At 60.1% G+C, this 24,133-nt stretch carries 21 protein-coding genes; 19 read left to right on the top strand and 2 right to left on the bottom strand.

Going from position 1 to position 24,133, the window contains the following annotated elements:
* The coding region (locus tag EYB53_RS26215; RefSeq protein WP_205712662.1) for a hypothetical protein at positions 1-795 on the bottom strand (795 nt) is incomplete at its 3' end.
* A gap of 336 nt (positions 796-1,131) precedes the next feature.
* Between EYB53_RS26215 and EYB53_RS14150 the strand changes: the two genes are divergently transcribed.
* The 14 genes from EYB53_RS14150 to EYB53_RS14085 all read left to right on the top strand — a co-directional run bounded on the left by EYB53_RS14150 (position 1,132) and on the right by EYB53_RS14085 (position 18,123).
* Entirely contained in the window at positions 1,132-1,452 is a 321-nt protein-coding gene (locus EYB53_RS14150; RefSeq protein ID WP_135478998.1) for a hypothetical protein, read from the top strand.
* Positions 1,445-2,149: an SDR family NAD(P)-dependent oxidoreductase gene (locus EYB53_RS14145; protein WP_167857409.1), complete on the top strand. Its 705-nt coding sequence runs from the start codon at positions 1,445-1,447 to the stop codon at positions 2,147-2,149. The genes EYB53_RS14150 and EYB53_RS14145 overlap by 8 nt, the downstream gene beginning before the upstream one ends.
* A complete protein-coding gene (locus EYB53_RS14140) occupies positions 2,149-3,492 on the top strand; it encodes a long-chain fatty acid--CoA ligase (protein WP_135478994.1) in 1,344 nt (447 codons plus the stop codon). Before EYB53_RS14145 ends, EYB53_RS14140 begins: the two co-directional genes overlap by 1 nt.
* 2 nt (positions 3,493-3,494) lie before the next feature.
* A complete protein-coding gene (locus EYB53_RS14135) occupies positions 3,495-4,976 on the top strand; it encodes a polysaccharide deacetylase family protein (RefSeq protein WP_135478992.1) in 1,482 nt (493 codons plus the stop codon).
* A gap of 12 nt (positions 4,977-4,988) precedes the next feature.
* The gene (locus EYB53_RS14130; protein ID WP_135478990.1) at positions 4,989-5,960 is read left to right on the top strand and encodes an acyltransferase; all 972 of its coding nucleotides are present in this window, start codon (positions 4,989-4,991) and stop codon (positions 5,958-5,960) included.
* Positions 5,961-5,962: 2 nt separating this feature from the next.
* Complete coding sequence (gene wecB / locus EYB53_RS14125; RefSeq protein ID WP_135478988.1) at positions 5,963-7,048, top strand: non-hydrolyzing UDP-N-acetylglucosamine 2-epimerase; 1,086 nt, start codon at positions 5,963-5,965, stop codon at positions 7,046-7,048.
* A 1,046-nt stretch (positions 7,049-8,094) separates the two neighbouring features.
* A complete protein-coding gene (locus EYB53_RS14120) occupies positions 8,095-8,826 on the top strand; it encodes an acyltransferase (protein ID WP_135478986.1) in 732 nt (243 codons plus the stop codon).
* Positions 8,827-8,884: 58 nt separating this feature from the next.
* Complete coding sequence (locus tag EYB53_RS14115; protein ID WP_135478984.1) at positions 8,885-10,126, top strand: glycosyltransferase family 2 protein; 1,242 nt, start codon at positions 8,885-8,887, stop codon at positions 10,124-10,126.
* A 136-nt stretch (positions 10,127-10,262) separates the two neighbouring features.
* Positions 10,263-10,715: a hypothetical protein gene (locus EYB53_RS14110; RefSeq protein WP_135478982.1), complete on the top strand. Its 453-nt coding sequence runs from the start codon at positions 10,263-10,265 to the stop codon at positions 10,713-10,715.
* A gap of 64 nt (positions 10,716-10,779) precedes the next feature.
* The gene (locus EYB53_RS14105; protein ID WP_135478980.1) at positions 10,780-12,528 is read left to right on the top strand and encodes a B12-binding domain-containing radical SAM protein; all 1,749 of its coding nucleotides are present in this window, start codon (positions 10,780-10,782) and stop codon (positions 12,526-12,528) included.
* Between the two features lie 80 nt (positions 12,529-12,608).
* Positions 12,609-14,138, top strand: coding sequence for an ArnT family glycosyltransferase (locus tag EYB53_RS14100; RefSeq protein WP_135478978.1), 1,530 nt, complete (start codon positions 12,609-12,611; stop codon positions 14,136-14,138).
* A gap of 11 nt (positions 14,139-14,149) precedes the next feature.
* The gene (locus EYB53_RS14095; RefSeq protein ID WP_135478976.1) at positions 14,150-15,676 is read left to right on the top strand and encodes a hypothetical protein; all 1,527 of its coding nucleotides are present in this window, start codon (positions 14,150-14,152) and stop codon (positions 15,674-15,676) included.
* Positions 15,677-16,903 carry a glycosyltransferase family 4 protein gene (locus EYB53_RS14090; protein WP_135478974.1) on the top strand — a complete coding sequence of 409 codons (1,227 nt, stop codon included), beginning with the start codon at positions 15,677-15,679 and terminating at the stop codon, positions 16,901-16,903.
* Positions 16,900-18,123: a glycosyltransferase gene (locus EYB53_RS14085; protein WP_254151078.1), complete on the top strand. Its 1,224-nt coding sequence runs from the start codon at positions 16,900-16,902 to the stop codon at positions 18,121-18,123. Before EYB53_RS14090 ends, EYB53_RS14085 begins: the two co-directional genes overlap by 4 nt.
* 198 nt (positions 18,124-18,321) lie before the next feature.
* On the opposite strand, the gene EYB53_RS14080 is transcribed toward EYB53_RS14085, so the two are convergent.
* Positions 18,322-19,167, bottom strand: a complete 846-nt coding sequence (locus EYB53_RS14080; RefSeq protein WP_205712661.1) for an alpha/beta fold hydrolase — start codon at positions 19,165-19,167, stop codon at positions 18,322-18,324.
* Between the two features lie 546 nt (positions 19,168-19,713).
* Here EYB53_RS14080 and EYB53_RS14075 point away from each other — a divergent pair.
* Genes EYB53_RS14075 through EYB53_RS14055 form a run of 5 tightly spaced genes read left to right on the top strand, consistent with a single transcriptional unit; the run spans position 19,714 to position 24,089 of the window.
* Positions 19,714-20,469: a glycosyltransferase family 2 protein gene (locus EYB53_RS14075; protein ID WP_135478972.1), complete on the top strand. Its 756-nt coding sequence runs from the start codon at positions 19,714-19,716 to the stop codon at positions 20,467-20,469.
* A 24-nt stretch (positions 20,470-20,493) separates the two neighbouring features.
* Entirely contained in the window at positions 20,494-20,943 is a 450-nt protein-coding gene (locus EYB53_RS14070; RefSeq protein WP_135478970.1) for a DMT family transporter, read from the top strand.
* Between the two features lie 32 nt (positions 20,944-20,975).
* A complete protein-coding gene (locus EYB53_RS14065; RefSeq protein ID WP_135478968.1) occupies positions 20,976-21,608 on the top strand; it encodes a D-sedoheptulose-7-phosphate isomerase in 633 nt (210 codons plus the stop codon).
* Entirely contained in the window at positions 21,605-22,705 is a 1,101-nt protein-coding gene (locus tag EYB53_RS14060; protein WP_135478966.1) for a DegT/DnrJ/EryC1/StrS family aminotransferase, read from the top strand. The genes EYB53_RS14065 and EYB53_RS14060 overlap by 4 nt, the downstream gene beginning before the upstream one ends.
* Positions 22,706-22,739: 34 nt before the next feature.
* Positions 22,740-24,089, top strand: coding sequence for an NAD(P)/FAD-dependent oxidoreductase (locus EYB53_RS14055; protein ID WP_135478964.1), 1,350 nt, complete (start codon positions 22,740-22,742; stop codon positions 24,087-24,089).
* The last annotated feature ends 44 nt before the right edge of the window (positions 24,090-24,133 follow it).

Raw genomic sequence — 24,133 nt, 5'->3', positions numbered from 1 at the left:
CGCCGCCCCGACCAATACCAGCACCGCCACGCCTACCAGCACCGGCACCACCACCGCCCTGCCCACGAGTACCAGCACCGCTGTGCCAACGGCGACGAGCACCGCCGTGCCCACCACTACCGCTCTTCCCACCGGCACCAGCACCGCTGCACCGACGGCGACGAGCACCGCCCTGCCCACCACTACCAGCACCGCCGCGCCAACCACTACCGCTCTTCCCACCAATACCAGCACCGCTGTACCGACGAATACCAGCACCGCTGCGCCCACCACCACGAACACCGCCGCGCCCACCACCACCGCCACACCAACGGCGACGAATACCGCCGCCCCAACCAGCACCGGCACCACCACCGCCCTACCGACGGCGACGAGTACCGCCGCCCCGACCAATACCAGCACCGCCACGCCTACCAGCACCGGCACCACCACCGCCCTGCCCACGAGTACCAGCACCGCTGTGCCAACGGCGACGAGCACCGCCGTGCCCACCACTACCGCTCTTCCCACCGGCACCAGCACCATCGTACCGACGGCAACGAGCACCGCCGTCCCAACCAGCACCGGCACCAGCACCGCCGCGCCCACCGGCACCAGCACCGCCGCGCCAACTAGCACTACCACCGCTGTCCCAACGGCGACGAGCACCGCTGCCCCAACCAGCACCGGCACCACCACCGCGCCCACCGGCACCAGCACCGCTGTACCAACGGCGACGAGCACCGCCGCGCCCACGAGTACCAGCACCGCCGTGCCGACTGCGACGAGCACCGCCGCCCCAACCAGCACGTCCACCAGTACACCAACTGTTACCGGTACACCTGTATCTTGTCCATTATCGCAAGCAGTGGCTTCTTCTGAGCCGTGTGTTACACTGACACCAACAGCGTCCCCAGATACAACAGCAAAGCCATATACATTGTTTTTACCGGTGATCGTCTATGCTGCACCTTGAACAGGTTTCCCCCGACATCAAGCTGGGCTCGCTAGCGCGGGCCGCTGGCCCGCATGCGGGCCAGCGGCCCGCGCTCCCAGCCAGCGTATGCATCAACCTACACCAAATATGCCTGATGCTGATGCGACCGAACGCCCCTACGAGCAGTTTTTATTTGAATTCATATGGAGCATTCTATGTCATCTGGCCCTGATTTTGATACGCTGCAAACCCTGGTGATCGCAACGCTCTTTGAGGTCGTAGAGCAGAGCAATAAGCCTGTGCCCGAGTCAGTCGAAGGTTCCACCAGCCTTGTTGGCAAGCAGGCCGTGCTCGATTCGCTGGCCCTGGTTACGCTGATTGTTGAACTTGAACAACGTCTTGAGGAGGAATATGACGTGATGCTGACCCTAGCCGATGATCGGGCCATGTCCCAAAAACATAGCCCCTTCCGTACGGTCGCAAGCCTCACGCACTATATCGCCGAGTTGATCAGTGAGGAGATGGGCCGTGACTGAGCGTCAGGTGGTGCTGATTACCGGGACACGCAAGGGCATCGGGCGAAGCCTCGCCGCGCATTTTGTGCGTCAGGGGATGCTGGTCGAAGGGTGCTCACGTGAGGCTCCCGATTGGCAACTCGAAAATTACACCCATCATCAGGTTGATGTGACTGATGAAATGCAGGTGCGAGCAATGCTCTCGTCCATCCAGAAGCGCCATCGCCGCCTCGATATTGCGATCAATAATGCGGGCATTGCTTCGATGAACCATGCACTGCTAGTGCCCAGCGCTACCCTGACCCGCATCCTGGCAACCAATGTGGTCGGCAGTTTCCTCGTCTGCCGTGAGGCGGCCCGGTTGATGCAGCGGCGCAAGTATGGGCGGATCGTCAATTTCAGTACGATTGCCGTGCCGCTCCGCCTCGAGGGCGAGGCAATCTATGCAGCTTCCAAGAGTGCCGTCGAGATGCTGACGCGCATTCTGGCAAAAGAACTTGGGTCGTTTGGCATTACCGTTAATGCCCTTGGCCCTACGCCGATCGAGACCGATCTGATCCGCGGGGTGCCCGCCGAGAAGATCCAGCAGATTGTTGATGATCTGGCGATCCGGCGCCTGGGAACGTTTGCCGATGTGACGAATGTGATCGATTTTTTTGTAAGCCCCGCAAGTGATTATATTACCGGCCAGGTCATCTACCTGGGAGGAGGTGGCTGATGAGCATTGCATGGCTCCTTGAGCGGATGCAGCAGTGGCCTGAACGCAACGCGATTGTCTGGCATGATCAGGCCTACACGTATGGCACCCTGGTTGAGCAGGTGCAAGCCTGGGTTGAGGAGCTCGACCGCCACGATGTTGGCCCCGGGCTCGTGGTGACGCTCGAGGGCGATTATTCGCCGAATGCGGTGAGTTTGTTGCTGGCGTTGATTGCCCGCGCTACGATTGTGGTGCCGCTGACTCGCTCGGTCGAGGCCCATCGTGATGAGTTCATCGCGATCGCCGAGGTGCAGGTGGTGATTAGTTTCGACGATGAGGATGGCTGGCACCTCGAGCGCCGTGCGCTTCAGGTCTCCAATCCGCTCACGCGCAACTTGATCGATAGCGGTCATCCCGGCCTTGTGCTCTTTTCGTCTGGTTCGACCGGCAAAAGCAAAGCTGCGCTCCATAATTTTACGCCGCTGCTCGCGAAGTTCCAACTGCCCCGCCATAGCCGAACAACGCTGACCTTTCTGTTGCTCGACCATATCGGTGGCATCAATACGCTCTTTTATACGCTTGCCAATGGCGGTACCGTCGTCGCTGTGCCATCACGCGATCCCGAGGTGGTCTGTCGCACGATTGCCGCTCATCAGGTTCAGACGCTGCCAACGTCGCCGACCTTTCTGAATCTGTTGCTCATCTCGGAAGCCTACGAGCGCCACGATCTCAGTTCGCTTGACTTGATTACCTATGGCACCGAGGTGATGCCGGCCAGTACCCTCGAACGCCTCCACGCGATCTTCCCCAAGGTGCAACTCCTGCAAACCTATGGCCTGTCGGAGCTTGGCATTTTGCGTTCGAAGTCTCGCGATTCAGGGTCGCTCTGGGTGAAGGTCGGGGGCGAAGGTTTCGAGACCAAAATCGTTGACAATGTGCTCTGGATCCGTGCGCAATCGGCGATGCTCGGCTATCTCAATGCGCCCAGTCCCTTTGATGCCGAGGGCTGGATGAATACGCAGGATGTCGTTGAGGTTGATGGCGACTATCTGCGCATCCTTGGGCGCCATACCGAGATTATTAATGTCGGTGGGCAAAAAGTCTATCCCGCCGAAGTCGAGAGTGTGCTCCTCCAGATGCCCAATGTCCGTGATGTGGCTGTGCTCGGCGAGGCCAATCCGATCACCGGCCAGATTGTGACCGCTCGCTTCAATCTTTTTGAACCCGAAGAACTCGGGGCTTTCAAGCGGCGTGTCCGGGCCTTCTGCAAGGATCGCCTCGCCAGTTTCAAGGTGCCAGTCAAGATTACGCTCACTGAAGATGAACAGCATAGCGCTCGTTTCAAAAAGATGCGCAAGGGGTAACCATGCCAACGCTCGTACGAATCGCCCTCGATCCTGCCCTCGCCCCCTGGCGCCCCGAGGTGACCTGGACCTGGCGGACGCTGCTCACCGGGATGGGCTACGCCTGGGTGGAACAGCCCTGGGGGAGTAGTGATGTCGATCTGGCCTATGCTACCGATCCCGCGCAGGCACCCGCAGCTCGCCTGGTGATCGTCGCCCGGCCTGAGCACTGGACAAACCCGGTGGCACAACTGCTCGCCGGGATTGTCCGTTCGCCAACCTGGGAACACCTGCGTTTCCAGGGTGAATTAGCCGAGGCACTTCAGGTGACGCGCCACCATGGCACCGCGCTGATCGAGCGCGATGTCATCTTTGATGCCTTCTGGCTGCTCACTGGGCAAGAAGAACGCCAGCTTCCCCGTGGCAAGCATGGCTACAGCGATCTCAGTGGGTCGCCCGGTGTCGAACAGGGTCTTTTGCGTAAGGCGCTTGCGTCGGGCGTCGGGACGAGTCTCGAACGCGAGCTTGTGGCGTGTGGGTTGGCCCCAGGGATGCGCCGCTGGCCTGTGGGCAAGACGATGGCCGCAGCCTGCGGCCACGATGTTGATTACCCCGAGGTTGTGCGCTGGCTCGAGCCGCTCCGCATTCTGGCGCGCCAGGGCCGCCGCGGCCTGAAGCCTGCCCTCGACGTGGCCCTCGGACGACGCACCCACTGGCATTTTGCGTCGTGGATGGCGCTCGAACAACGCTTCCAGAGCCGCTCGGCCTTCTATTTTGTCGCCCGCCAGGGGTCGCTGATCGAGTACGCCCGTGGCCTCCCTGATACCTTTTATGACGTGAATGCGCCGCGCTTCCGGCTGCTCTTGCGTGAACTCGCCGCCGAAGGATGGGAGATCGGACTACACGCGAGCTACCTTGCCTATACCAGTGCCGAGAAGTTTGGCGCTGAACGGGCCGCGCTTGCCGTCGCCAGCAATACGCCCGTCGTCGGCAATCGCCACCACTACTGGCATCTCGATCCCGCAGACCCCGAGGCAACGCTACTGATGCACGAGCAGGTCGGCTTGACCTACGATGCCTCGCTTACCCACGACCGCTACCTTGGCTGGCGGCGCGGTACGACCTGGCCCTTCTATCCGTGGCATAGCGGGCTCCGCCGCCCCGTGCGCACGCTCCAGGTGCCGACGGGCTGGATGGACGATCATCTCTTTGGGCATCACGTCAATAATCCCGGTGGTCGCCAGGCGCTGCTCGACGGGCTCGCTGACCGCGTGGCCGACCAGGAGGGCTGCTTGCTCGTTGATGTGCATGATTATGTCTACGACGACGCACTCTTTCCTGACTGGGCCGCTACCTACGCCAGGCTTTGGGAAACGCTCTTTAGCCGCGGCGATGTCTGGTTTGCCACGCCCGCCGAACTGGCCGCCCACTGGGTGGCGCGGGCAAAAACGCTTGAGCAGGCAAGCAGCGGCTTGAGTGCGTCATGGCCCGTTATGACGATCTAAGAGGAAGCCGCTATGTCTTTCAAAACCCTCATCTTTGCCATGCTCTTCTTTTGCCCGCCGGTCGTCAAACCGTGGATCTTGCGGGTCTTTTGCGGCGCTCAGCTTGGTCGGCACGTCAAGATCGGCTGGTTCGCAAGCGTGATGGGGCGGCATATCGCCCTGGGCGACTACAGCGAGGTACGGGCACTCACGCTGATCAAGTGTGACGGCGATCTTGTGCTTGGCCCGTATGCCATCGTGAGCAGTTTCAACCTCATCTATGGGGCCGCAGGCTTCTTTGTCGGTGAACATAGTTATATCGGGCCACAATGTCTGATCAATACCGACGAAGATGTACGGCTTGGACGCTGGAGCGCCCTCGGTGCCCGCTGTATGGTCTACACCCACGGCTCTTTTTTGCCCTATACCGAGGGCTACTGGGTGCGTTTTGGCGCGGTAACGCTCGGCGATTATGTCTGGTGCGCGGCGGGCGTCTTTCTCCAACCAGCCAGCGAGATCGGTAGCCACAGCTTTGTCAATTCGCGCTCGGTCGTGGGCGGTAGCCTTCCGCCCGGCACCATCGCCGAGGGCAATCCGGCCCGCCCCGTTGGCGAGATGGAGCGCATGCGCCGCACGATGAGTCCGCGACGCGTTGATGCCGCTGCCGCCCATATGCTGCGCCATTTTAGCGAACTTATGCTCACCGGGATCATGAGTGTGCCAGTGGAGACCGAACGCTCTGGTGGTGTCCGCTTTCGCCACGGCAAAAAGATCTACCGCCTCGCCATCGCGACCAGCGTTGGCCCAACTCCGACCATCACTGCTGATGGCAGCACGACCATCTGGCTCGTCACGCGCCCCGACTGGCGACCCGCTGACTCACCTCACTGGCTTGATCTTACCAACAATCGCATGACCAGTGACCGCGACCCGATCTACGTTGAACTGGCCCTCTTTCTCAAACGCTACTACGGCGTCCAACTGGCATACGCCGAGGAGGAATAAGCATGCCCACGGTTCTGACTATCCTTGGAACACGCCCGGAGATTATCAAACTGTCACCACTCATTCCGCTGCTCGACGAGCACGTCAACCACATTCTTGTGCATTCGGGGCAGCACTACTCGTATGAAGTTGACACCATCTTTTTTGAAGAACTCGGCTTGCCAACCCCGGCCTATAGCCTGGGCGTCGGTTCAGCCAGTCATGGGGAGCAGACCGCCCGCATGCTCAGTCGCCTTGAACCAATTCTCCTTGAGCGCCAGCCTGACCTGGTGCTGGTGCAGGGCGACACCAATACCACCATGGCCGGGGCCATCTGCGCGTCCAAGCAGGGCATTCCCGTCGCCCATCTTGAAGCAGGCGGGCGCTCGTTCAACCGAGCGATGCCCGAAGAGCTCAACCGCATCATCGTTGATCACATCAGCGAACTCTTGCTCGCCGCCGACGAGATCGCGGCGACCAACCTGCGCAACGAAGGCCTGCCTGAAGAGCGCATCAGCATCATTGGCTCTACCGCGATTGACGCCGTCCTCCGCAATCGCAGCCACGCCGAACACGCAAAAATCCTCGAACAGCTCGAACTCGAACCCGACAACTACCTCGCCCTCACCCTCCACCGCGCCGAAAACACCGAACCCGACGTGCTCCCGGGGATCGTACAGGCGCTCAACGAGCTTGCCGAAGCCTACACCATCGCGTTTCCCGTGCATCCCCGCACCATCGTCGCGCTGCAACGCCAGGGCCTGACCCTATCGCCCCGGATCCGCCAGAGCAAACCGCTCGGCTACCTCGACATGCTGCGCCTCGTCGGATCAGCCAGCGCCGTCTTGACCGACTCGGGCGGGTTACAAGAAGAAGCCGGCGTCCTAGGGACGCCCCTCCTCATTGTGCGCCAAGAGACCGAATGGCGCTATCTAGTCGACGCCGGGGCAGCCGTCTTGATCGGCAACACCTATCAGGCCATCATCGACGGAACCGCAACCTGGCTCAGTCCCCAGGGCCTTAGCCAACTCCGCCACTCACCGGCCCCCGTACGTGCCGGTGCCGCCGAGCAGGCGCTCGCGGTTATTACCAACTACCTGAAGCGCTGACACGCTATCCCCGGCAACAACGGGGCACCCGGTAGGGGCACCCGCACGGGGCGGGCACCCGCACGGGGCGGGGTGCCCTTTTGGGGGTAGGTTTTTCAGATAATGTGCGGGTCATGACCATCCAAGGCATCCGCCCTGTCACCCCGCTGCGCCCGCCGTGTCACTCCGCTGCACTCGCCGTGTCACCCCGAGCGGAGCGAGGGGTCTTCCATGGGCCGCAATGAAGATTCCTCACTGCGTTCGGAATGACATGGCTGGCGTTGCCTCCCGTTGCGCTCGCCCTGTCACCCCGTTGCGCTCGCCCTGTCACCCCGTTGCGCTCGTTGTGTCACGCCGCTGCGCTCGCCCTGTCACCCCGAGTACCAAGTGGCCCACGGGCCAGTGGTGCCGAGAGAAACCAGGGTGTTGCCCCGGCCCGCCCATGTCACCCCGAACGGAGTGAGGGGTCTTCAATGCGGATCAGTGCCGATTCCTCACGCCGCTCCGCTGCGTTCGGAATGACCGCGGACACACTGGAGTTGACAACACGGTTTGTTGCTTCGGAGCGCAGCGAGGGGCCTTCCATGCGGCGCAGGGAAGATTCCTCACTCCGTTCGGAAGGACATGGCTGGCGTTGGCAGCCCTTGGCGCGGGCCCTGAACCACCAGTCCATCCCCATGCCGCAACGCTTGTCCCCCGAACCCTGGACAACGACACCACCACCTTCGTGCGAAAAAAACGAACGTCATGTCGCTCCCTCGGCTCGTGAAGAAAAAAACCTACCCCCAAAAGGTGGGGCACCCGCACGGGGCGGGCACCCGCCAGGGGTGCCCCTACCGGGCCGGGGGCCGGGCCCGGTGTACGGGCACCCCTTGCGGGTGCCCTGGTGGGGTGCTCTGCCGACAGATCCATGCTGTGCTCAAAAAGCTGTGCAAGAGGTAAACACACTGTAAGACCTCGCTCAACGTCCTGTTAGGTAGAATTTAAGGCACTCCTGTACGATAGGGACAGTTCACCCGATCCAAGACCGTTCATCTGCGGCGGGCCAACCGCCCGCACGTCAAGGTATGCGCCAACAACTTGGGCTCTACATCTCGCGTCAGGCGAGTTCATTACCGCAATATGCCTTCGAGCAACTGGTTCAGGCGAGCCTGGGCTGGGTGCCGAGCATCGTCGGCGTAGGTCTACGCGCAGTCGCGTACCGGAGCATCCTTGACATGGAGGGCATAGCAGCAATTGAAGATGGCGTACGGATCCGCTTTGCCTCGCATGTTTGCCTCGGCAAGGGCGTCTATCTCGACCACGGAGTCTATTTGCACGCCTGCCCTGGCGGAATCACGATCGGCGACGAGAGCCTGGTGATGAAGAACGCGATCCTGCATGTCTACAACTTCCGCGATCTTCCCCATAGTCATATCACCATTGGCGCACGTTCCCTCATCGGCGAGAGTTGCATTTTGCGCGGACAGGGTGGCATTCATATTGGCGACGATGTCTACCTTGGCACGCTGGTGCAAGTGCTCGCCGTCAATCATGTCATCAACGATACAACCCGACCAATCAGCCATCAGGGGATCACGGCCCAGGGGATCACGATTGAAACGGGATCATGGATTGGCAGCGGGGCCATTCTTCTCGATGGTGTACGGATAGGACGCAACAGTGTGGTTGGTGCAGGTGCCGTCGTAACAAAAGACGTTCCCGACTACAGTGTCGCCGTGGGCAATCCAGCCCGTGTGGTACGGGATCTTCAAACTGATCCACTACCTCCACGGCAACCTGAGCTACGTGTTTATTGATGAAAGCTTATCAGGCCCCGGTGGATCTGCCGGGCTATGCAGGACAGGAGCACACCCTATGACGACCCTCTCAGTGGTCATCCCGGCCTACAACGAAGAGGACGGCATCGAGGCAATTGTTGACCGTGTACTGGCGATCGCGCCCCAGCTCGCCGAGGTTGGCGTTGCTAGTCTTGAGTGCATTGTGGTTGATGATGGTTCATCCGACCGCACTGCCGAGATTGTTGCAGGGTATGGAGAGCGTGTCCGGCTGATCCGCCAGCAGAACCGTGGGTACGGCGGCGCCCTCAAGACTGGCTTTGGTGCCGCCACGGGCGAGTTGATCGGCTTCCTTGATGCCGATAGCACCTATCCACCTGAATACTTCCCCAAAATGTGTCAGGTTGCCATGGACGGGGCCGATATTGTCATCGGCAGCCGGATGGCCGGTGAGCACAGCGAGATGCCGCTTGTCCGACGAGTCGGCAATACCATCTTTGCCTCGCTTCTTTCGCTCGTCTCAGGCGTACGCATCAGCGATAGCGCCAGTGGTCAGCGCGTGCTCCGTCGTTCGGTGCTGCCGATGATCTATCCGTTGCCCAATACCCTCGACTTCACCCCAGCGATGAGCACCCGTGCGTTGCACGAACATCTCAATATCGTTGAAGTGCCCATCCCGTACAAAGAGCGCTCGGGTCGCAGCAAACTCAGTGTCGTCCGTGATGGCCTGCGTTTCTTCAAGTCGATTGTCTGGACCGCGCTGACCTACAATCCCGTGCGCATCTTCGGCGGCATCGGGCTGGTCATGCTGCTCATGGCCCTGATGATTGTTGGGGTGCAACTCTTTGGCAGCCTCGTTGTCGGCAGTCTCAGTTGGTCCTTCCCGCAACTCTTCGGTGCGCTCGTGCTCGCCGTCGCCGGGGTGACCGCCTATACGACCGGAACCACCTTTAGCTACGTGGTCGCCCTCTTCCATACGCGCCCAATCCGCCAGGGTCTCTTTGGCCCCTACGGCAATGGACGCAAGATCGAAAAGCATTACTGGTGGCTCGGGTTGCTCGCCATCCTTGGTGGTATCGGCGTCTATGTCGCGTCTGTTGTCTTTGACCTGACCAATCCTGCCCTCGCCGCTTCATGGTTTGCCCCTGTCTTGAGCGCGTTGATGGTGCTCACCGGGGTGCAGTTGATGAGTGCGTGGAGCCTCGCCCGCGTGCTGTCCGAGTTGAGCCGCCGCGATGCCGAGATGGAGGCCGATCTGAACTGGACGTATGTTCCTGCCGCTCACCCGGTTCACGCCGATGTCGTCGCCCAGCAGATCTAAATAGTAGTGGGTAGCGTACATTTCCTGGCATTCTGGAGTGCCGGCTTTAGCCGGCTGAAGCCGGCACTCCCTTCGGCAGCAGAGCAGAAAACGTACGTTACATACCAATAAGCATCGTGCGAGGGAAGAGTTCATCATGGATCAAGGTTTTGAGCAGTGGAGTGCAGCAAATCTGGGCCAGTGGCACTATGTGTTCGGGTATCTGATTGTGCTGATCAGCCACAACTGGCCCATCATACTGGCCGTGCTGCTCTTTATCATCTTCGGGATACGCTTGTATGCTGAGCCGACCCGCGCACGCGTCGCGTGGTTATTCACGGCATTTCTGCTGGGTCTGGCCTATGAGTACGAAAAACATATCGCTGGACAATTGCATCAAGCGATTGACTTTCTCTTTGGCCTGGAGATCAGTGCGTGGAATCGTCCCCTCCATCTGCTCGTCGGGCCAGGAATGAATACCGTGTTCCTGCTGGCTTTTTTCGCCATGCTTATCCAGGCGGTGCGGCTCAGCTTCTTTTCGGAGGAGCGCCAGCATAAGACCGCACGCCGCCGTTCTTCCAACGAACACGTTCCCGCCGAAAGGCCCTAAGCGCTTACATTGTAGCTATGTGATCAGCCGTACCGTCAGGTGCGATAAAAAGGAGTTTGAATTCATGAGTGAAGAGACGAAGTCGCAATCTGGCGAAAAACGCATGGCTCCAGGAGACAAAGCAACGGGCATCAAACTGGTCGCCCCCGCCCGCGCCAATGAGCGCACCGGCGAGATCCGGTTTGTCGAGATGCCCCGCGAGCGCAATCCGCGCCTTGATGTGCTGGTGCTCAATCCACCATCACCCGATGGCGACCTCTTCCTGCGCGATATCGCGCGCGTTGGCCGCCGTACCCGTGATGGCATTATCTGGCCCCAGACCGCCCTCGCCCAGATCGGGGCCGTGGTGCAAGAGGCCGGCTATAGCGTTGATGTGATCGATGCGATCGGCCTCGGGATGACCTGGGAAGATTTCGAGCGCTATATGTGGAAGCATAAGCCCCGCTATATGGTCATCCACGCTACCGCGCCGACCCTGACCAATGATATGCGGACAACCTTTGTCGGCAAGGCCGTCGGCACGATCTCGATGGCAATTGGCACCCACGTGACGCCAATGACCCGCGAGACCCTCGAAACCTATCCGACCCTCGATGTCGTGGTGCGCGGTGAGCCCGAGATGACCATTGTTGATGTCATTCGCACCATTGATCGCCAGGTCGCCACCGAGCATGCCGATGAGACCGTACCCGTAGGCAATGCCGATCTGACCGCACCCTGGCGCAAGTTGCCCTTCCCTGATGCCTCGTACCTCACCACGCGAGGGCGCTTCCTCGGCGTCTATCCGCAGGTGATCGCCCGTGCCCTCCGTGAGACGCTTGGCATTGGCTTCCGCGATGAGCACGGCGAGATCAAGATCAATCCTGACCGCCCGTTTATCGAGAACCTCGATAGCCTGCCTTTGCCGCTTCACCACAAGCTGCCCTGGCAGAAGTATAAGGTGCCGATTATCGGTGGACCCTATACCTTTGTGCTCACCAGCCGTGGTTGCCCCGCCGGCTGCCGCTACTGCATCAAGCACGTCACCTACCAGTCGAGCGTCCGCCACCGCAGCCCCGAGCACGTGTTGCAAGAGATGGTTATGCTCAAAGAGATGGGCATGCACCATATTCACTTCGAGGCCGATCTCTTTACCGTCAAGAAGGAATTTGTCTACGATCTCTGCAATACCATCATCAAAGAAGGCCTCCAGTTGCGCTGGAGCTGCAATAGTCGCGTTGACTTTGTAGACGAAGAGCAGCTCAAGTTGATGCGCCGCGCAGGCTGCTTCTTGATTGCCTGGGGGCTCGAAAGTGGCAGCGAGGCGGTGCTCAAACGGGCACGCAAGGGCACAACCGTCAAGCGGATCCAGGAGTCGATTGCCGCCAGTCACCGCGCCGGCATCAAGAACTGGGGCTATTTCATCGTTGGCCTCCCCGGTGAAACCGTTGAGACAATCCAGCAGACGATCACGCTCTCCAAGCAGTTGCCGCTCGACATTGCCCTCTTCCACATCGCCACCCCCTACCCAGGGACGCCCTTCTACTACGAGGCGGTCGAGAATGGCTGGATTGATATGAACCGCTGGGAAGATTACGATATGTACTCCCACACGGTGCTCAACTATCCGCACCTCAGTTCGCAGGATCTGGAATACTGGGCCAAGCGCGCCGCCCGTGAATGGTCGCTGCGCCCCGAGCCAATCAAGACGTTCCTCAAGGGTGCCGCCAACCCCGACACCCTCGGGCAGCTCTGGACGATTGGCATCAATCACCTCAAGTGGATGAGCGGTGGCCTCGGCAATTCACGCCGCCTCTCTGGCTCAGGCGATTAAGCCTCTAGCAGTCGTTAACTAGGTTTGTGCGTTGCGTTTTGGTGGCTTTGCCGCCAAAACGCAACGCACAAGAAAAGCATATGTCAAAGACACTCACTGCGCATGCGGCAAGCTCACCTCGGCTTAAGCTTCTGGCCCAACGCTGGGAGCAAATCGCCCTCGTGGCACTGGTGTTCCTGTTCCTGTTCCTGGCCTTCGTCAATCTGCCGTACGCCCCGCGTACCTGGTTCGATGAAGGGTCACATCTGCATGTGCCAAAAACTCTCGTCAACTACGGGGTCTATGCCGATATCAGCAGTGAGGGTTTTCGCTATTTTGGGCCGACGATTGGTGTCGGACCAACGGTGATGTTGCCCGTGGCCCTCGCCTTTCAAGTCGGCGGGGTTGGCCTGGTGCAGGCTCGTCTGGTCATCGTGCTCTATATGGCCGTTGCCATGCTCGCCCTCTTTTTCTTGGCCCGCCGCCTCCACGGGATGCGCGTCGCCCTGCTCGCCCTGGTGCTGATCCTCGCGTCACGCACGCTCCGCTTCGAGGGCATGGTTGAGTATGGCCGCCAGGTACTTGGCGAGGTGCCAGGCATCGCCTTTCTGAGCCTCGGTCTGCTGGCGTATATCCATGGCATTCTGCGCCCCGCCCACGCAACCCGCTATGCGCTGCTCGCCGGCACAGCGTTCGGGCTCGCCCTCGTCACCAAGAACCAGTTTGTTCTGATTGTGCCACCCACCCTCGCCCTGCTGGCTCTGCTCGATTGGCGCTATTTCCGGGTCGGCAACTGGTGGCTGCGCCTCGCGCCACCTGCTATGGCCGTGGCTGCGTTTGGGGCCTGGATGGTCATTATGCTCACCTTCTTTGGTCCCGATGGCTTCGCAGCCAATTATGCCAAGACCAGACAGGCCGCCGGTGGGGCAATCTTTGTCTTTGAACTTGATGCCTCGCGCCGCGCCCTGGTCTATCTCATCCAGGTCTATGGCGGTTTGCTCATTCCTGGCTTGCTCTATAGCCTCTGGCGCTGCCGTCAACGCACCCCTCAGGCACTCGCTGAACTCGCGCCGACCCTTATGGCTTGCCTCTGGCTTGTCTGGTTTGTCGTCTCGCTCGGCTGGGCACGCTACGCCTTCCCCGCTGTCATCCTTGGCAGCCTCGCCGTCGCTCGCCTTGCTGTCGATACGATCCAGATGCTCCACGCCCGTCGGCTCAACTGGCCCACCCGCGCCGCTGCGGCCTACCTGGGACTGATCATTCTGATCCCGCTGAGCCTGACGATGCGTACGCTGCTCTCACCCGATGATAGCACCCATCGGATGGCCGCCTATCTCAACGCCAATGTTCCCCAGGATGTTGTGATCGAAACCTGGGAACCTGAGATCGGGGTGCTGAGCGATCACCTCTTCCATTATGTGCCAACTGAATTGCTTGACCCTGCGGTACGTCATGTCTGGAGCGGTGGGCCTCCGGTGGTCTATGATGGCCTTGAGGCCCAACCGCAGTATGTGCTCGCCGGGCCATTCAGTGCCTATACCCAGATCTATCCGTTAGAGATTCTTGAACGCGATTACACAGTACTTTTTGCAGCAGAACCCTATGTCTTGCTCGAGCGTACGGTACCATAAGGAGTCGCCAGATGTCACAACGTGCGCTGCATAGCTGGCTGATCGCAGCCCTGCTCTTCGTCAGTTATCTCTATGTGCTGCCCCGCTGGTCGGATTGGAATCAGAATTCCCGGCTCAATCTGGTGCTCGCTGTCGTGGATGATGGTACCGTCAGCATTGATCGCTATGTGGCCAATACCGGCGATTATGCGCTCTACAATGGCCGTACCTACACTGATAAGCCACCCGGTCTCTCGTTCCTGGCGATTCCTTTCTATCTGGTGCTCAGTCCAGTGCTCGACCATCCTGCCGTCGCGACACGGGCGCAAAGCCTCGGCGATGGGGCGGCTATGAGTACGACGCTGAACGAAGAGGGCTCTGGGTTGCGCGAAGATAAGGTGCATTATGCGCTGGTGCAATACCTGATGACGGTGCTGGTCGTCGCTCTGCCGGCGGCGATCCTTGGGGCGCTGCTCTTCCTTGCGATGCGCGGGTCGGGCATTTCACCCATTCCTGCCGCCTTGACGACCCTCGCCTATGGGCTTGGCACCGCCGCCGCCCCGTATGCAGGCAATTTTTATAGCCACCAGCTCGTGGCAACGCTGCTCTTTGGGGCCTTCTGTGTCGCCTGGCGTCCCTGGGAACAGGCGCAGAACACGGCGACGCCACCCCGTGCTAGCTGGGTCTCCGGGGTGCTCTGCGGTCTGCTGCTCGGCTGGGCCGTCATTAGCGAGTATCCCAGCGTGCTGCCAGGCACCGTAATCGGCCTCTATGCGCTCTGGCGCCAGGGGTGGCGCTGGCTGCCCGCCCTCCTTGTCGGCGGCATCATTCCAGGTGCTCTCCTGATCACGTATGACCTGGTCGCCTTTGGGACTCCGTGGCCAATTGGGTACGCCCACTCGGCCCTCTGGCAAGATCAGCATCAGACCGGTTTTATGAGCCTGACCTACCCGCGCCCCGAGTCGCTCTGGGGGCTGGCGTTCAGCCCCTTCCGCGGGCTCTTCATTCGTGCGCCCTGGCTCTTGCTCGCCCTGCCCGGCTTTGTCTTCTGGTGGCGTTCAGGCCGCCTACGCGCCGAATGGTGGGTGGGCCTGTTCGCCGTCGTCACAATGTACCTTTTCTATGGATCATCGATTATGTGGTGGGGCGGGTTCGCCGCCGGGCCTCGTTACATTGTGCCGTTGATCCCCTTTCTTGCCCTGGCCGCCGGCTGGGCCGTCGAACGGGCTTTTGCCACCACCGCCACCCGCGTTGCCACGACTGGCCTGATCGTCCTCTCGGTCATCCTGACCTGGACAGAAGCCACCAGCGGGCAACTCTTCCCGCCCGACGATAATCGCAATCCGTGGCTGACCTATGTGGTGCCCGCCTGGCAACAGGGCGATATTGCCCGTAACCTCGGCATGGCCCTCGGTCTGCAAGGCGCGATGAGCCTGCTGCCCCTGGTCGCCTTTGTCAGTCTTGGCCTGATGTTGCTCTTCCTCTCCCTTCGTCAGACTCGCCCCCGCTGGCCTGCTTTTGTGCCAACAGGCCGCCGTAACCGTAGCGCCGAGGGCTAGATGCGCATCTTACTCCTGACCCAGATTCTGCCGTTTCCACCCGATAGCGGGCCAAAGGTCAAAACCTACCACCTGCTCCAGTCGCTGGCCCGCCATCACGAGGTGACGCTCGTCTCCCTCGTGCGCTCTGAGGCCGAGGCGCAACGAGCCACTGAGTTGCGCGGGTTGTGCGCCGAGGTCCATACGGTGCTGCTCAAACGCTCGCGCCTACGCGATCTCGGCTACCTGATCACGAGTAGCCTCGCTGGCGATTCGTTCCTGATGCGCCGCGATGCTTCGCCCGAACTGCACGCGCTGCTCGCTGACCTGACTCGTCGACAGTCGTTCGATATCATTCACGCCGATCAACTCAATATGGCTCAGTTTGCTGTCGATCTGCCGGCAGGGGCGCGGGTGCTCGATGAGCATAATGCGGTCTGGACGATTGTGCAGCGTATGGCCGAGCATAGCTCACCTGCCCGACGAATCGGCCTCGAAGTCGAAGCTCGCCGTCTACGCCGCTACGAGGCCCGGATCTGTGCACGCTTTGATGGCTTGCTGGTCGTCAGCGAGCCTGATCGGGCCTTCCTCCAGCTTGCCGCCGACGAAGCCGGGGTCACCCTCCCGCCAACCGAAGTGATCCCGATTGCCGTCGATGCCCAGGGCCACCCACCCGTCGCGCGCACGCCCAATCCGCAACTGATCCTCAGCATGGCGACCATGTTCTGGCCCCCCAATGTTGACGGCGTGCTCTGGTTTGCCCGCGAGGTCTATCCGCTGGTGCAACGCGAGGTTCCCGGGGTACGGTTTGCCGTGGTCGGAGCGCGACCACCCCAGTCGGTGCGTCGTCTCGCCGAAGAAGACGCCAGCATTGAAGTGACTGGCTATGTCGAAGATCCGCAACCCTTTCTGAAGCAAACCGCCGCCCTGATTGTGCCTGTCCGCGCCGGCGGGGGCATGCGGGTGAAGATCCTGGAGGCCCTGGCCCGCGGCTTACCGATTGTCTCGACGACCATAGGCTACGAAGGCATTGCCCTGACCCCGGGCACCCATTTACTGGTTGGCGACACACCGCAAACCTTTGCCCAGGCACTCATCGCTTTGTTATCTAACCCAGCACAGGGTGAAGCCCTCGCCCGGGCAGGTCGCCAGGTCGCCGAAGAGGTCTACGATTGGCGCGTCGTCAATCCTCGGGTCGAGGCCCTCTACGAGGCCGCACTCGCCCAGGCAGCGGTGGGGAGACGATGATGCGCATCCTCATGATCATCCCGTACGTTCCTTCGCCGATCCGCGTACGCTCGTATCAGTTGTTGCGCCACTTGGCCCAACGCGGGCACCAGATCACCCTGATCTGCGCCGAAGATGGCCCCGACGACGAAGCAAATCTGGGAACGCTACGCCCCCTCTGTACCAAGATCCAGGTCATCACGATTGCGCGACAGGCCCGCATCGCGGCCTACCTGCGAGCGGTCATAAGCGATCTGCCGCTGCAAGCCGCCCATTGCCTCGTCCCAGCCTTTATCGAGGCGATCAAAGCCGAATTCCGCTCGGGGGAACACGATGTGGTTCACATTGAACACCTGCGTGCCGCCGAAATCGCTCGCGTCGCCGCCGCACAAGTACCCACACGCCCCCCCTTGATCCTCGATGCAGTCGATAGCATCAGCCTGCTCTTTGAACGTGCTACCCGCTCTAGCCCGTCGCTACGCGCCCGTGCCATGGCCTTGCTCGACCTCGCCCGTACCAAACGCTACGAGGCAACCTGCGGGCAACACGTCGACCATATCATCATCACCTCGCCCGAAGATGCCTGGGCCTTGCAGACCTTGCAAACCACCCAGTTTCAGAGCGCACCGATTACAGTCGTCCCCAATGGCGTTGAGCTCGACTGTATTCAACCAGTTAGTGAAGAACGAGCACCCGCCACCATCATCTTCAGCGGCAAAATGAGCTATCACGCCAACGAAGCCGCCGCACACTTCCTACTCGACACCATCATGCCCCTCGTCTGGCAACAACGCCCCGATGCCCACGTCATCCTCGCCGGCGCCAACCCCGGCCCGGCCCTACGCGCCTATGCCCGCAACCCACTAGTCACCGTCACCGGTTTTGTTCCCGACCTACGCACCTATCTCGCCCGCGCCACCGTGGCCGTAGCCCCGATGCGCTACGGCGTCGGCGTGCAAAACAAAGTCCTCGAAGCCATGGCAACAGCCACACCCGTCGTCACAACCCGCCAGACCACCGTTGCCCTCACCGCCCGCCCCGACCACGAACTACTTGTTGCCGATCATGCAACGCAATTCGCCCAGGCCATCCTCAAACTCCTCGCTGACCCACCCTATGCCCGAACCCTCGGAAACGCAGGACGCGCCTACGTCGAACAAGCTCACAACTGGGCCGCCAGCGCCATGCTGCTCGAAACCTGCTACGCGAGTGTCCAGCATCAAAAAGTAACCACCCCGTAAGGCCGAAGCATGCGCCCCACCCGCATCGCTCAACCACCACGCCCCCCCGAGCGCCTGCTTCGGCCCTCCCCATCCTCCCGCCCCACCCGCATCGCTCAACCACCACGCCCCCCGAGCGCAAGCTTCGGCCCTCCCGCCCTCCGCAGAGAGGGGCCGAGGGATAAGATCGAGCGTACCGTCTGTCCAACAGAAAGACGTTTACCCGAGCCCTTCAATAAAATTCGCAAGCGTCGCATTGAAGCGCTCGGCATGCTCCCAAAACATCATGTGCCCGCCAAAAACTTCGGTCTTGACCAGAGGAAAGTTCCGGGTGAGGAAGGCGGTCGCCGTCTCCGCCCAGTGCTCGGCAAGAACATAGAGCGTAGGCACAGCCTGCGCAAGCGTCTGCAATTCAGCCGAAAAGTCGCAGAACATGGCGTCGGCAAAGATCGCACTCGCCAGGTAGTGCGGAGTGGTGAGCGACTGACGAACGATCCAATCCTGTTCAACTGGACTCAATGCACGCTGCACCATAACCTCGTTGGCGTAGTAGATGATGAAGTCGCGTTGCCCCTGTGGCGAGCGCAGGAACGCTCGCCACGCCCCGGCAAGCTCATCAAGCGGCCCTTCGACCCAGTCGTCGCTGCTGACCGAAAGCGGCTTGGGTGACATATCAATGCCAACCACGCCCTTCAGCGCACTTGTGCCAGCGTGTTGCACATACCCCAGCACATCCAGCGTCCCAGTTGACCAGCCGACCAATACGACGTCCCGGAGTTCGAGGCTTGCGAAGAGTTTCGCCAGATCGGCACCATGGGTACTGTAATCGTTCCCCTGGAGCGTCTTCGACGAGCGGCCCTGGCTCCGCGGATCGACGACGATAACCCGGTGTGAACGCGCGAAATGGGCGACTTGATGTTCAAACACTTCAGTTGTGAACGTCCATCCTGGCACAAAGACCAGTGGTGAGCCAGTGCCATGTTCCTCATAGTAGATCTCAACGCCAGGGGCGACTTCCAGATAGGAACCAACAGAAGCAGTCGTCATCGCATAGCCTCCATTCATGATTCACGGATCCTTCTTCAAATTCTCGACGGTCAAATCCTCGACACAGGCCAGAACGATCAGATCATCATCGGCGCAGCACACCTTCCGTCGCACGGGGCCGGCCGATGTCAACGCCGCGATCAATATCCGCAAGCGGACCAACTGTGCTGGAAGAGCATCAGTCGGCTTCTTGCTCAGCCGACTGAAGTCCGCCCCCCCCTGATGTAATTCTTAAGAACCATGAGCCCTGGGTTTCTGACTTCGCGTAGTTGGAATTCGATTCTACCACATGCGATCCCGGCGGAAAAGGGTTTCTGGCGTACCCTCCAGGGCGATTGCATCTTCTGCGTTCCTTTGAGGGTGATGCATTAAATGGATTGTCAGCACAGGACGTGCACAGATTTAATTCAATGTTACCTGTATCGTGCATACTCCATATACGAACTCCCTGTGGATTGTTCCAAGTGCTGTAAAGACAAAGACGCCAGTTCATTCATATCGTCTTTGCCAATCGCATGTGTTTGTGCTCAGATGCTCCCGCTTGATGAGAAGGGTTGGTGACCTATGGCAACATACGACCTCTCAGTCGTTATCCCGTGTTACAACGAGGCTGAAGGGATTGATGCAATGTACGAGCGCATCACTGCCGTCCTACCCATCTTGCAACAGCGGGGTAGCGTGCAGCTCGTGCTGGTAAATGACGGCAGCAGTGATGGGACAGGCGACCTCCTGGCCCAGACTTTTGGTGCACTGCCGCATGTAACGATTGCGCACCACGAGCGCAATCAGGGCCTCGGGGCGGCCCTGCGTACCGGTTTTGCCCACATCGATGGCAACATCATTGTCACCTGTGACAGCGACGGCACCTATCCCTTCGCTGAAATCCCCGCCCTGCTTGATCGCTTGACCCCCGGCGTCGATATCGTGACCGCGTCACCCTATCATCCCGACGGCGGCATCGAAAATGTGCCCGCCTACCGCGTCACCATTAGCAAAGGCGCGTCGTTCTGTTATCGCCTCCTTATTGACTGGCGCATCCGTACCTATACCGCCCTCTTTCGCGCCTGCCGCCGTGAAGTCATTGAACGGATCAATACCCAGGCCAATGGCTTCTTGATGGTGACCGAGCTGCTGGTCGAGGCGATGCTCGCTGGGTATCGGGTCGTTGAGTATCCCGCTGTCCTACGTGTGCGCCAGTATGGTCAGTCCAAAGCCAAAATCGTGCGGATTACGGGAACCCACCTGCGCTATATGACAGGTTTGCTGGGGCGCCGTACCCGTGGCCTGCTGGGGCAACCTTCGACCCCTGCGGCCCGTTAAGACCCTGTATCTGAAAGGCTACACATGCAGAAGCTCGATGAAGCGACCTTTGTGATGGCACATACAAACGAAGCGGTCGCTGAACCGCGCCGTATTGGAGGATTAACGGTGAGTACCTGGATCCTGATTCTTGTCGCCACAGTGATGGGCATCGTTGGGCAGACGATGTTAAAGCACGGTATGACCCAGATGGGCGCGCTTACGGTGAGTTACGAAACCGTACCGAATATCGTCTGGCAGATCATTCGCTCGCCTTTTGTGGTTGGCGGCCTGATGATCTATGGGTTTGGGACATTCTTCTGGCTCATTACGCTGTCACGGATTGACCTCAGCGTCGCTTACCCCCTCGTCAGCCTCAACCATGTCTTGCTCTTCTTTATTGGCTGGCTCATTCTGCGCGAGCATGTCACCCCGATGCGCGCGATGGGTGTGGGCGTTATCTGTCTCGGCATGATCCTTGTTGCTCGTTCCTGAGCTTCCTTTGTAATTGAGAGCGAGAAAAACCCTTGAACCATTTGCATCGTTATATTCAACAGATTGTGTACACCCTCAACCAGTTACCTCAGCTGCCCCTCCGGCGCATTGCTGATGCACTCTGGGAGACATACGAACGCGATGGGACCATTATTGTCTGCGGCAATGGCGGCAGCGCTTCAACCGCTTCACACTTTGCCTGCGACCTCACCAAGTGGACAATCCGCGACGGCGCACGCCGTGTGCGTTCGCTCGCGCTCACCGACAATATGGCCCTCCTGACCGCTTGGTCAAATGACCAGGGCTATGCCGATGTCTTTGTTGAACAACTGCGCAGCCTCTACCGGCCTGGCGATCTTGTCTTTGCCATTTCGGGCAGCGGCAAGTCACCGAATGTGCTGCGGGCGATCCAGTGGGCCAATGAGATGGGCGCACCAACCATCGGCATCACCGGTTTTGATGGCGGGATGCTCGACCACCTCGCGCAAACCACGCTGCACGTTGACAATCAGATGATGCCGCAGGTTGAAGATATTCATAGCACGGTGTGCCACGCCCTCGCCGTCAACCTCGGCTATCAGATCGAAGAGATGATGTCCCATACGCTCGAAGTGGCCCCCGCAGGTGTCTTGCTCGAGCGCGTCATCGGCGGAGGAAGCGTATGATCCCGATCTCTCGCCCACTGCTTGGCCCCGAAGAAGAAGCCGCTGTGCTTGCTGTGTTACGCTCAGGGAAGCTCGCCCAGGGGGAAGAAGTGGAACAGCTCGAACAAGGCTTCGCTGAGTTGTGCGGGGTGCGCCACGGGGTCGCTGTGACCAGTGGCACCACCGCCCTCTTTCTCGCCCTGCTCGCGCACGAGATCGGCCCCGACGATGAGGTCATCACGACACCGTTTAGCTTTGTCGCAACGGCCAATAGCATCCTGATGACCGGCGCTCGCCCCGTTTTTGTTGATATCGATGAGGATTGTTTCAATCTCAATGTCCGCCAGATCGAGGCCGCGATTACGCCCCGTACCCGCGCCATTATGCCCGTCCATCTCTATGGGCATCCCGCCGAGATGGACGCCATTATGGTCATCGCGCGCCGCAATGGCCTCGCGGTGATTGAAGATGCCGCTCAGGCCGTCGGCGCTCGCTATCGCGGGCGCCCAACCGGTAATTTTAGTACGGCATGTTTCTCGCTCTATGCCACCAAGAATATTACCAGTGGCGAAGGTGGCATGATTACCACCGATGACGATGCTATCGCTGAAAAGCTTCGCCTCCTCCGTAATCACGGCAGCCGCGTGCGCTATTACCACGAGTGCCTTGGCTACAATTGCCGTATGACCGATCTCCACGCGGCGATCGGTCGGGTGCAGCTTGGCAAGTGTGAGGCCTTTACTGCCCAGCGGATCGCCAATGCTCAGCTGCTCAATCAGATGATCACGCATCCCCAGGTGATCAAGCCGCAGGTGCGTCCAGGCATTCACCACGTCTTTCACCAGTATACCGTCCGCATCCTTGGTGACCGCGATGCCGCCGCACAACAACTCGCCGCAGCCGGCGTCGGCACAGCTATCTTCTATCCGCTCACCATTCCTAATCAACCTGTCTATCGCGAACTCGGCTATCAGGCCACAACCCCGGTTGCCGACCGCATCAGTGGCGAAATCCTGGCCCTGCCAGTGCATCCCGGTCTGACATCCGATGAAGTCCACCAGATTGCGCGGGCGGTCAATGCCTTGCAGATTGAAGCCCCCTTCGCCCAGGCTGTCTGAGTATTTGGGATGACCATTCAAGGGAGATGCGCTCATGGTTGATGTGATTGGCGGCGGCATTCTTGGTCTGACCCTCGCCTACGAGTTGCTCAAGCAAGGTCAGTCCGTACGCGTCTGGGAACGTTCGGCAACCCTCGGTGGGTTGATGGGGCGAACATCGTTTCCAGAACTCGGTAATATGAGCTGCGATCGTTATTATCATGCGATTTTGAATAGCGATCGTACGCTGATGGGGCTCATGGACGAGGTGAAGCTGCGTGATCGCCTGCAGATGGTCTCGACCAAAATGGGCTTTTATCACGATGGCCGCTCGTACCCGATGACCACGCCCCTCGAATTCTTGCGCTTTCCGCCACTCACGTTTGTGGATCGGGCCCGCCTCGCCTATACCATTCTCGCCTGTCGCCAGGTCAAAGATTGGCGCCAGCTCGAGCAGATGCCCGTCGCTGAGTGGCTGACCGGGCTCAGCGGTGAGCGTACCGTGCGCCATATCTGGGAACCCTTGCTACGTGCCAAGTTTGATGGCGATTTTTCGCAGGTGCCAGCAACCTATATCTGGTCACGCCTTGTACGCACGACTGATACCCGCAGCAAAGGCAAGGAGTTGATGTGCTACCTGCCTAATGGCTACCAGGAATTGGTCGATGCGCTCGCCAACGCTGTCAGCACCCGTGGGGGGACCATTACGACTGGCGCGACCGTTGACCAGATCCGCGTCGTCGGCGACCGCGTCGTTGGTCTGTCCGTTAATGGGCAGGAACTGAGCAGTGACAAAACCGTTATTACCATGCAGACGCCGATCGCTCGCCGCCTTTTGCCACCCGAAGCCGCCAACGTCTCGGCCCGCTGGGGCCAACTCGAAGGCTACCTCGGCATTGTCTGTATGCTGCTCGTGATGCGGCGCTCGCTCACGCCCTACTATACCCTCAACATTACCGACCAGCGCATCCCCTTCACCGGTGTGATCGAAACAACTAACTTGATCGATCCTCGCGATGCCGGTGGCTACCATCTGGTCTATTTGCCCAAGTATGTCGCCCCCGGCAGTCCCTATGCCCGTATGGGTGATGAGGAGTTGCAGACAACCTTCCTTGGCTACTTGCGCCAGATGTTCCCTGACCTGCGCGACGATGATATCGCCGCCATCCGCATCGGGCGCGAGCGGTATGTCGAGCCCCTTCATCCTATCGGCGCAACGGATCTGATCCCGCCTGTCGCCAGTGCTGTTACCGGGCTCTATCTCGCCAATACTGGGCAGATTTATCCGCAATTGACCAACGGCGAATCGGTGTGTGCCTTTGCCCGTGGCGTCGCCGCCCGGGTTGCCGGCCAGCAGATCAACGCATCGGCCGTCGGCGCAATCGCCCTGACGGCGGCATCCTAAGTCAGACAACGTCGTTCACACGCTACGTAGCCCGCGGAGTCAAG

The sequence above is a fragment of the Candidatus Chloroploca mongolica genome (assembly GCF_004762035.2).
Taxonomy (GTDB): domain Bacteria; phylum Chloroflexota; class Chloroflexia; order Chloroflexales; family Chloroflexaceae; genus Chloroploca; species Chloroploca mongolica.
The sequence above is the reverse complement of the archived record's forward strand: the minus strand, read 5'-3'. Positions and strand labels throughout refer to the sequence as shown.

Bases quoted from the DNA above. Each gene is read 5' to 3' on its own strand.
- EYB53_RS14150 (WP_135478998.1), top strand. From the start codon at position 1,132: ATGTCATCTGGCCCTGATTTTGATACGCTGCAAACCCTGGTGATCGCA.
- EYB53_RS14140 (WP_135478994.1), top strand. From the start codon at position 2,149: ATGAGCATTGCATGGCTCCTTGAGCGGATGCAGCAGTGGCCTGAACGC.
- EYB53_RS14135 (WP_135478992.1), top strand. From the start codon at position 3,495: ATGCCAACGCTCGTACGAATCGCCCTCGATCCTGCCCTCGCCCCCTGG.
- EYB53_RS14130 (WP_135478990.1), top strand. From the start codon at position 4,989: ATGTCTTTCAAAACCCTCATCTTTGCCATGCTCTTCTTTTGCCCGCCG.
- wecB (WP_135478988.1), top strand. From the start codon at position 5,963: ATGCCCACGGTTCTGACTATCCTTGGAACACGCCCGGAGATTATCAAA.
- EYB53_RS14120 (WP_135478986.1), top strand. From the start codon at position 8,095: ATGCGCCAACAACTTGGGCTCTACATCTCGCGTCAGGCGAGTTCATTA.
- EYB53_RS14115 (WP_135478984.1), top strand. From the start codon at position 8,885: ATGACGACCCTCTCAGTGGTCATCCCGGCCTACAACGAAGAGGACGGC.
- EYB53_RS14110 (WP_135478982.1), top strand. From the start codon at position 10,263: ATGGATCAAGGTTTTGAGCAGTGGAGTGCAGCAAATCTGGGCCAGTGG.
- EYB53_RS14105 (WP_135478980.1), top strand. From the start codon at position 10,780: ATGAGTGAAGAGACGAAGTCGCAATCTGGCGAAAAACGCATGGCTCCA.
- EYB53_RS14100 (WP_135478978.1), top strand. From the start codon at position 12,609: ATGTCAAAGACACTCACTGCGCATGCGGCAAGCTCACCTCGGCTTAAG.
- EYB53_RS14095 (WP_135478976.1), top strand. From the start codon at position 14,150: ATGTCACAACGTGCGCTGCATAGCTGGCTGATCGCAGCCCTGCTCTTC.
- EYB53_RS14090 (WP_135478974.1), top strand. From the start codon at position 15,677: ATGCGCATCTTACTCCTGACCCAGATTCTGCCGTTTCCACCCGATAGC.
- EYB53_RS14085 (WP_254151078.1), top strand. From the start codon at position 16,900: ATGATGCGCATCCTCATGATCATCCCGTACGTTCCTTCGCCGATCCGC.
- EYB53_RS14080 (WP_205712661.1), bottom strand. From the start codon at position 19,167: ATGAATGGAGGCTATGCGATGACGACTGCTTCTGTTGGTTCCTATCTG.
- EYB53_RS14075 (WP_135478972.1), top strand. From the start codon at position 19,714: ATGGCAACATACGACCTCTCAGTCGTTATCCCGTGTTACAACGAGGCT.
- EYB53_RS14070 (WP_135478970.1), top strand. From the start codon at position 20,494: ATGCAGAAGCTCGATGAAGCGACCTTTGTGATGGCACATACAAACGAA.
- EYB53_RS14060 (WP_135478966.1), top strand. From the start codon at position 21,605: ATGATCCCGATCTCTCGCCCACTGCTTGGCCCCGAAGAAGAAGCCGCT.
- EYB53_RS14055 (WP_135478964.1), top strand. From the start codon at position 22,740: ATGGTTGATGTGATTGGCGGCGGCATTCTTGGTCTGACCCTCGCCTAC.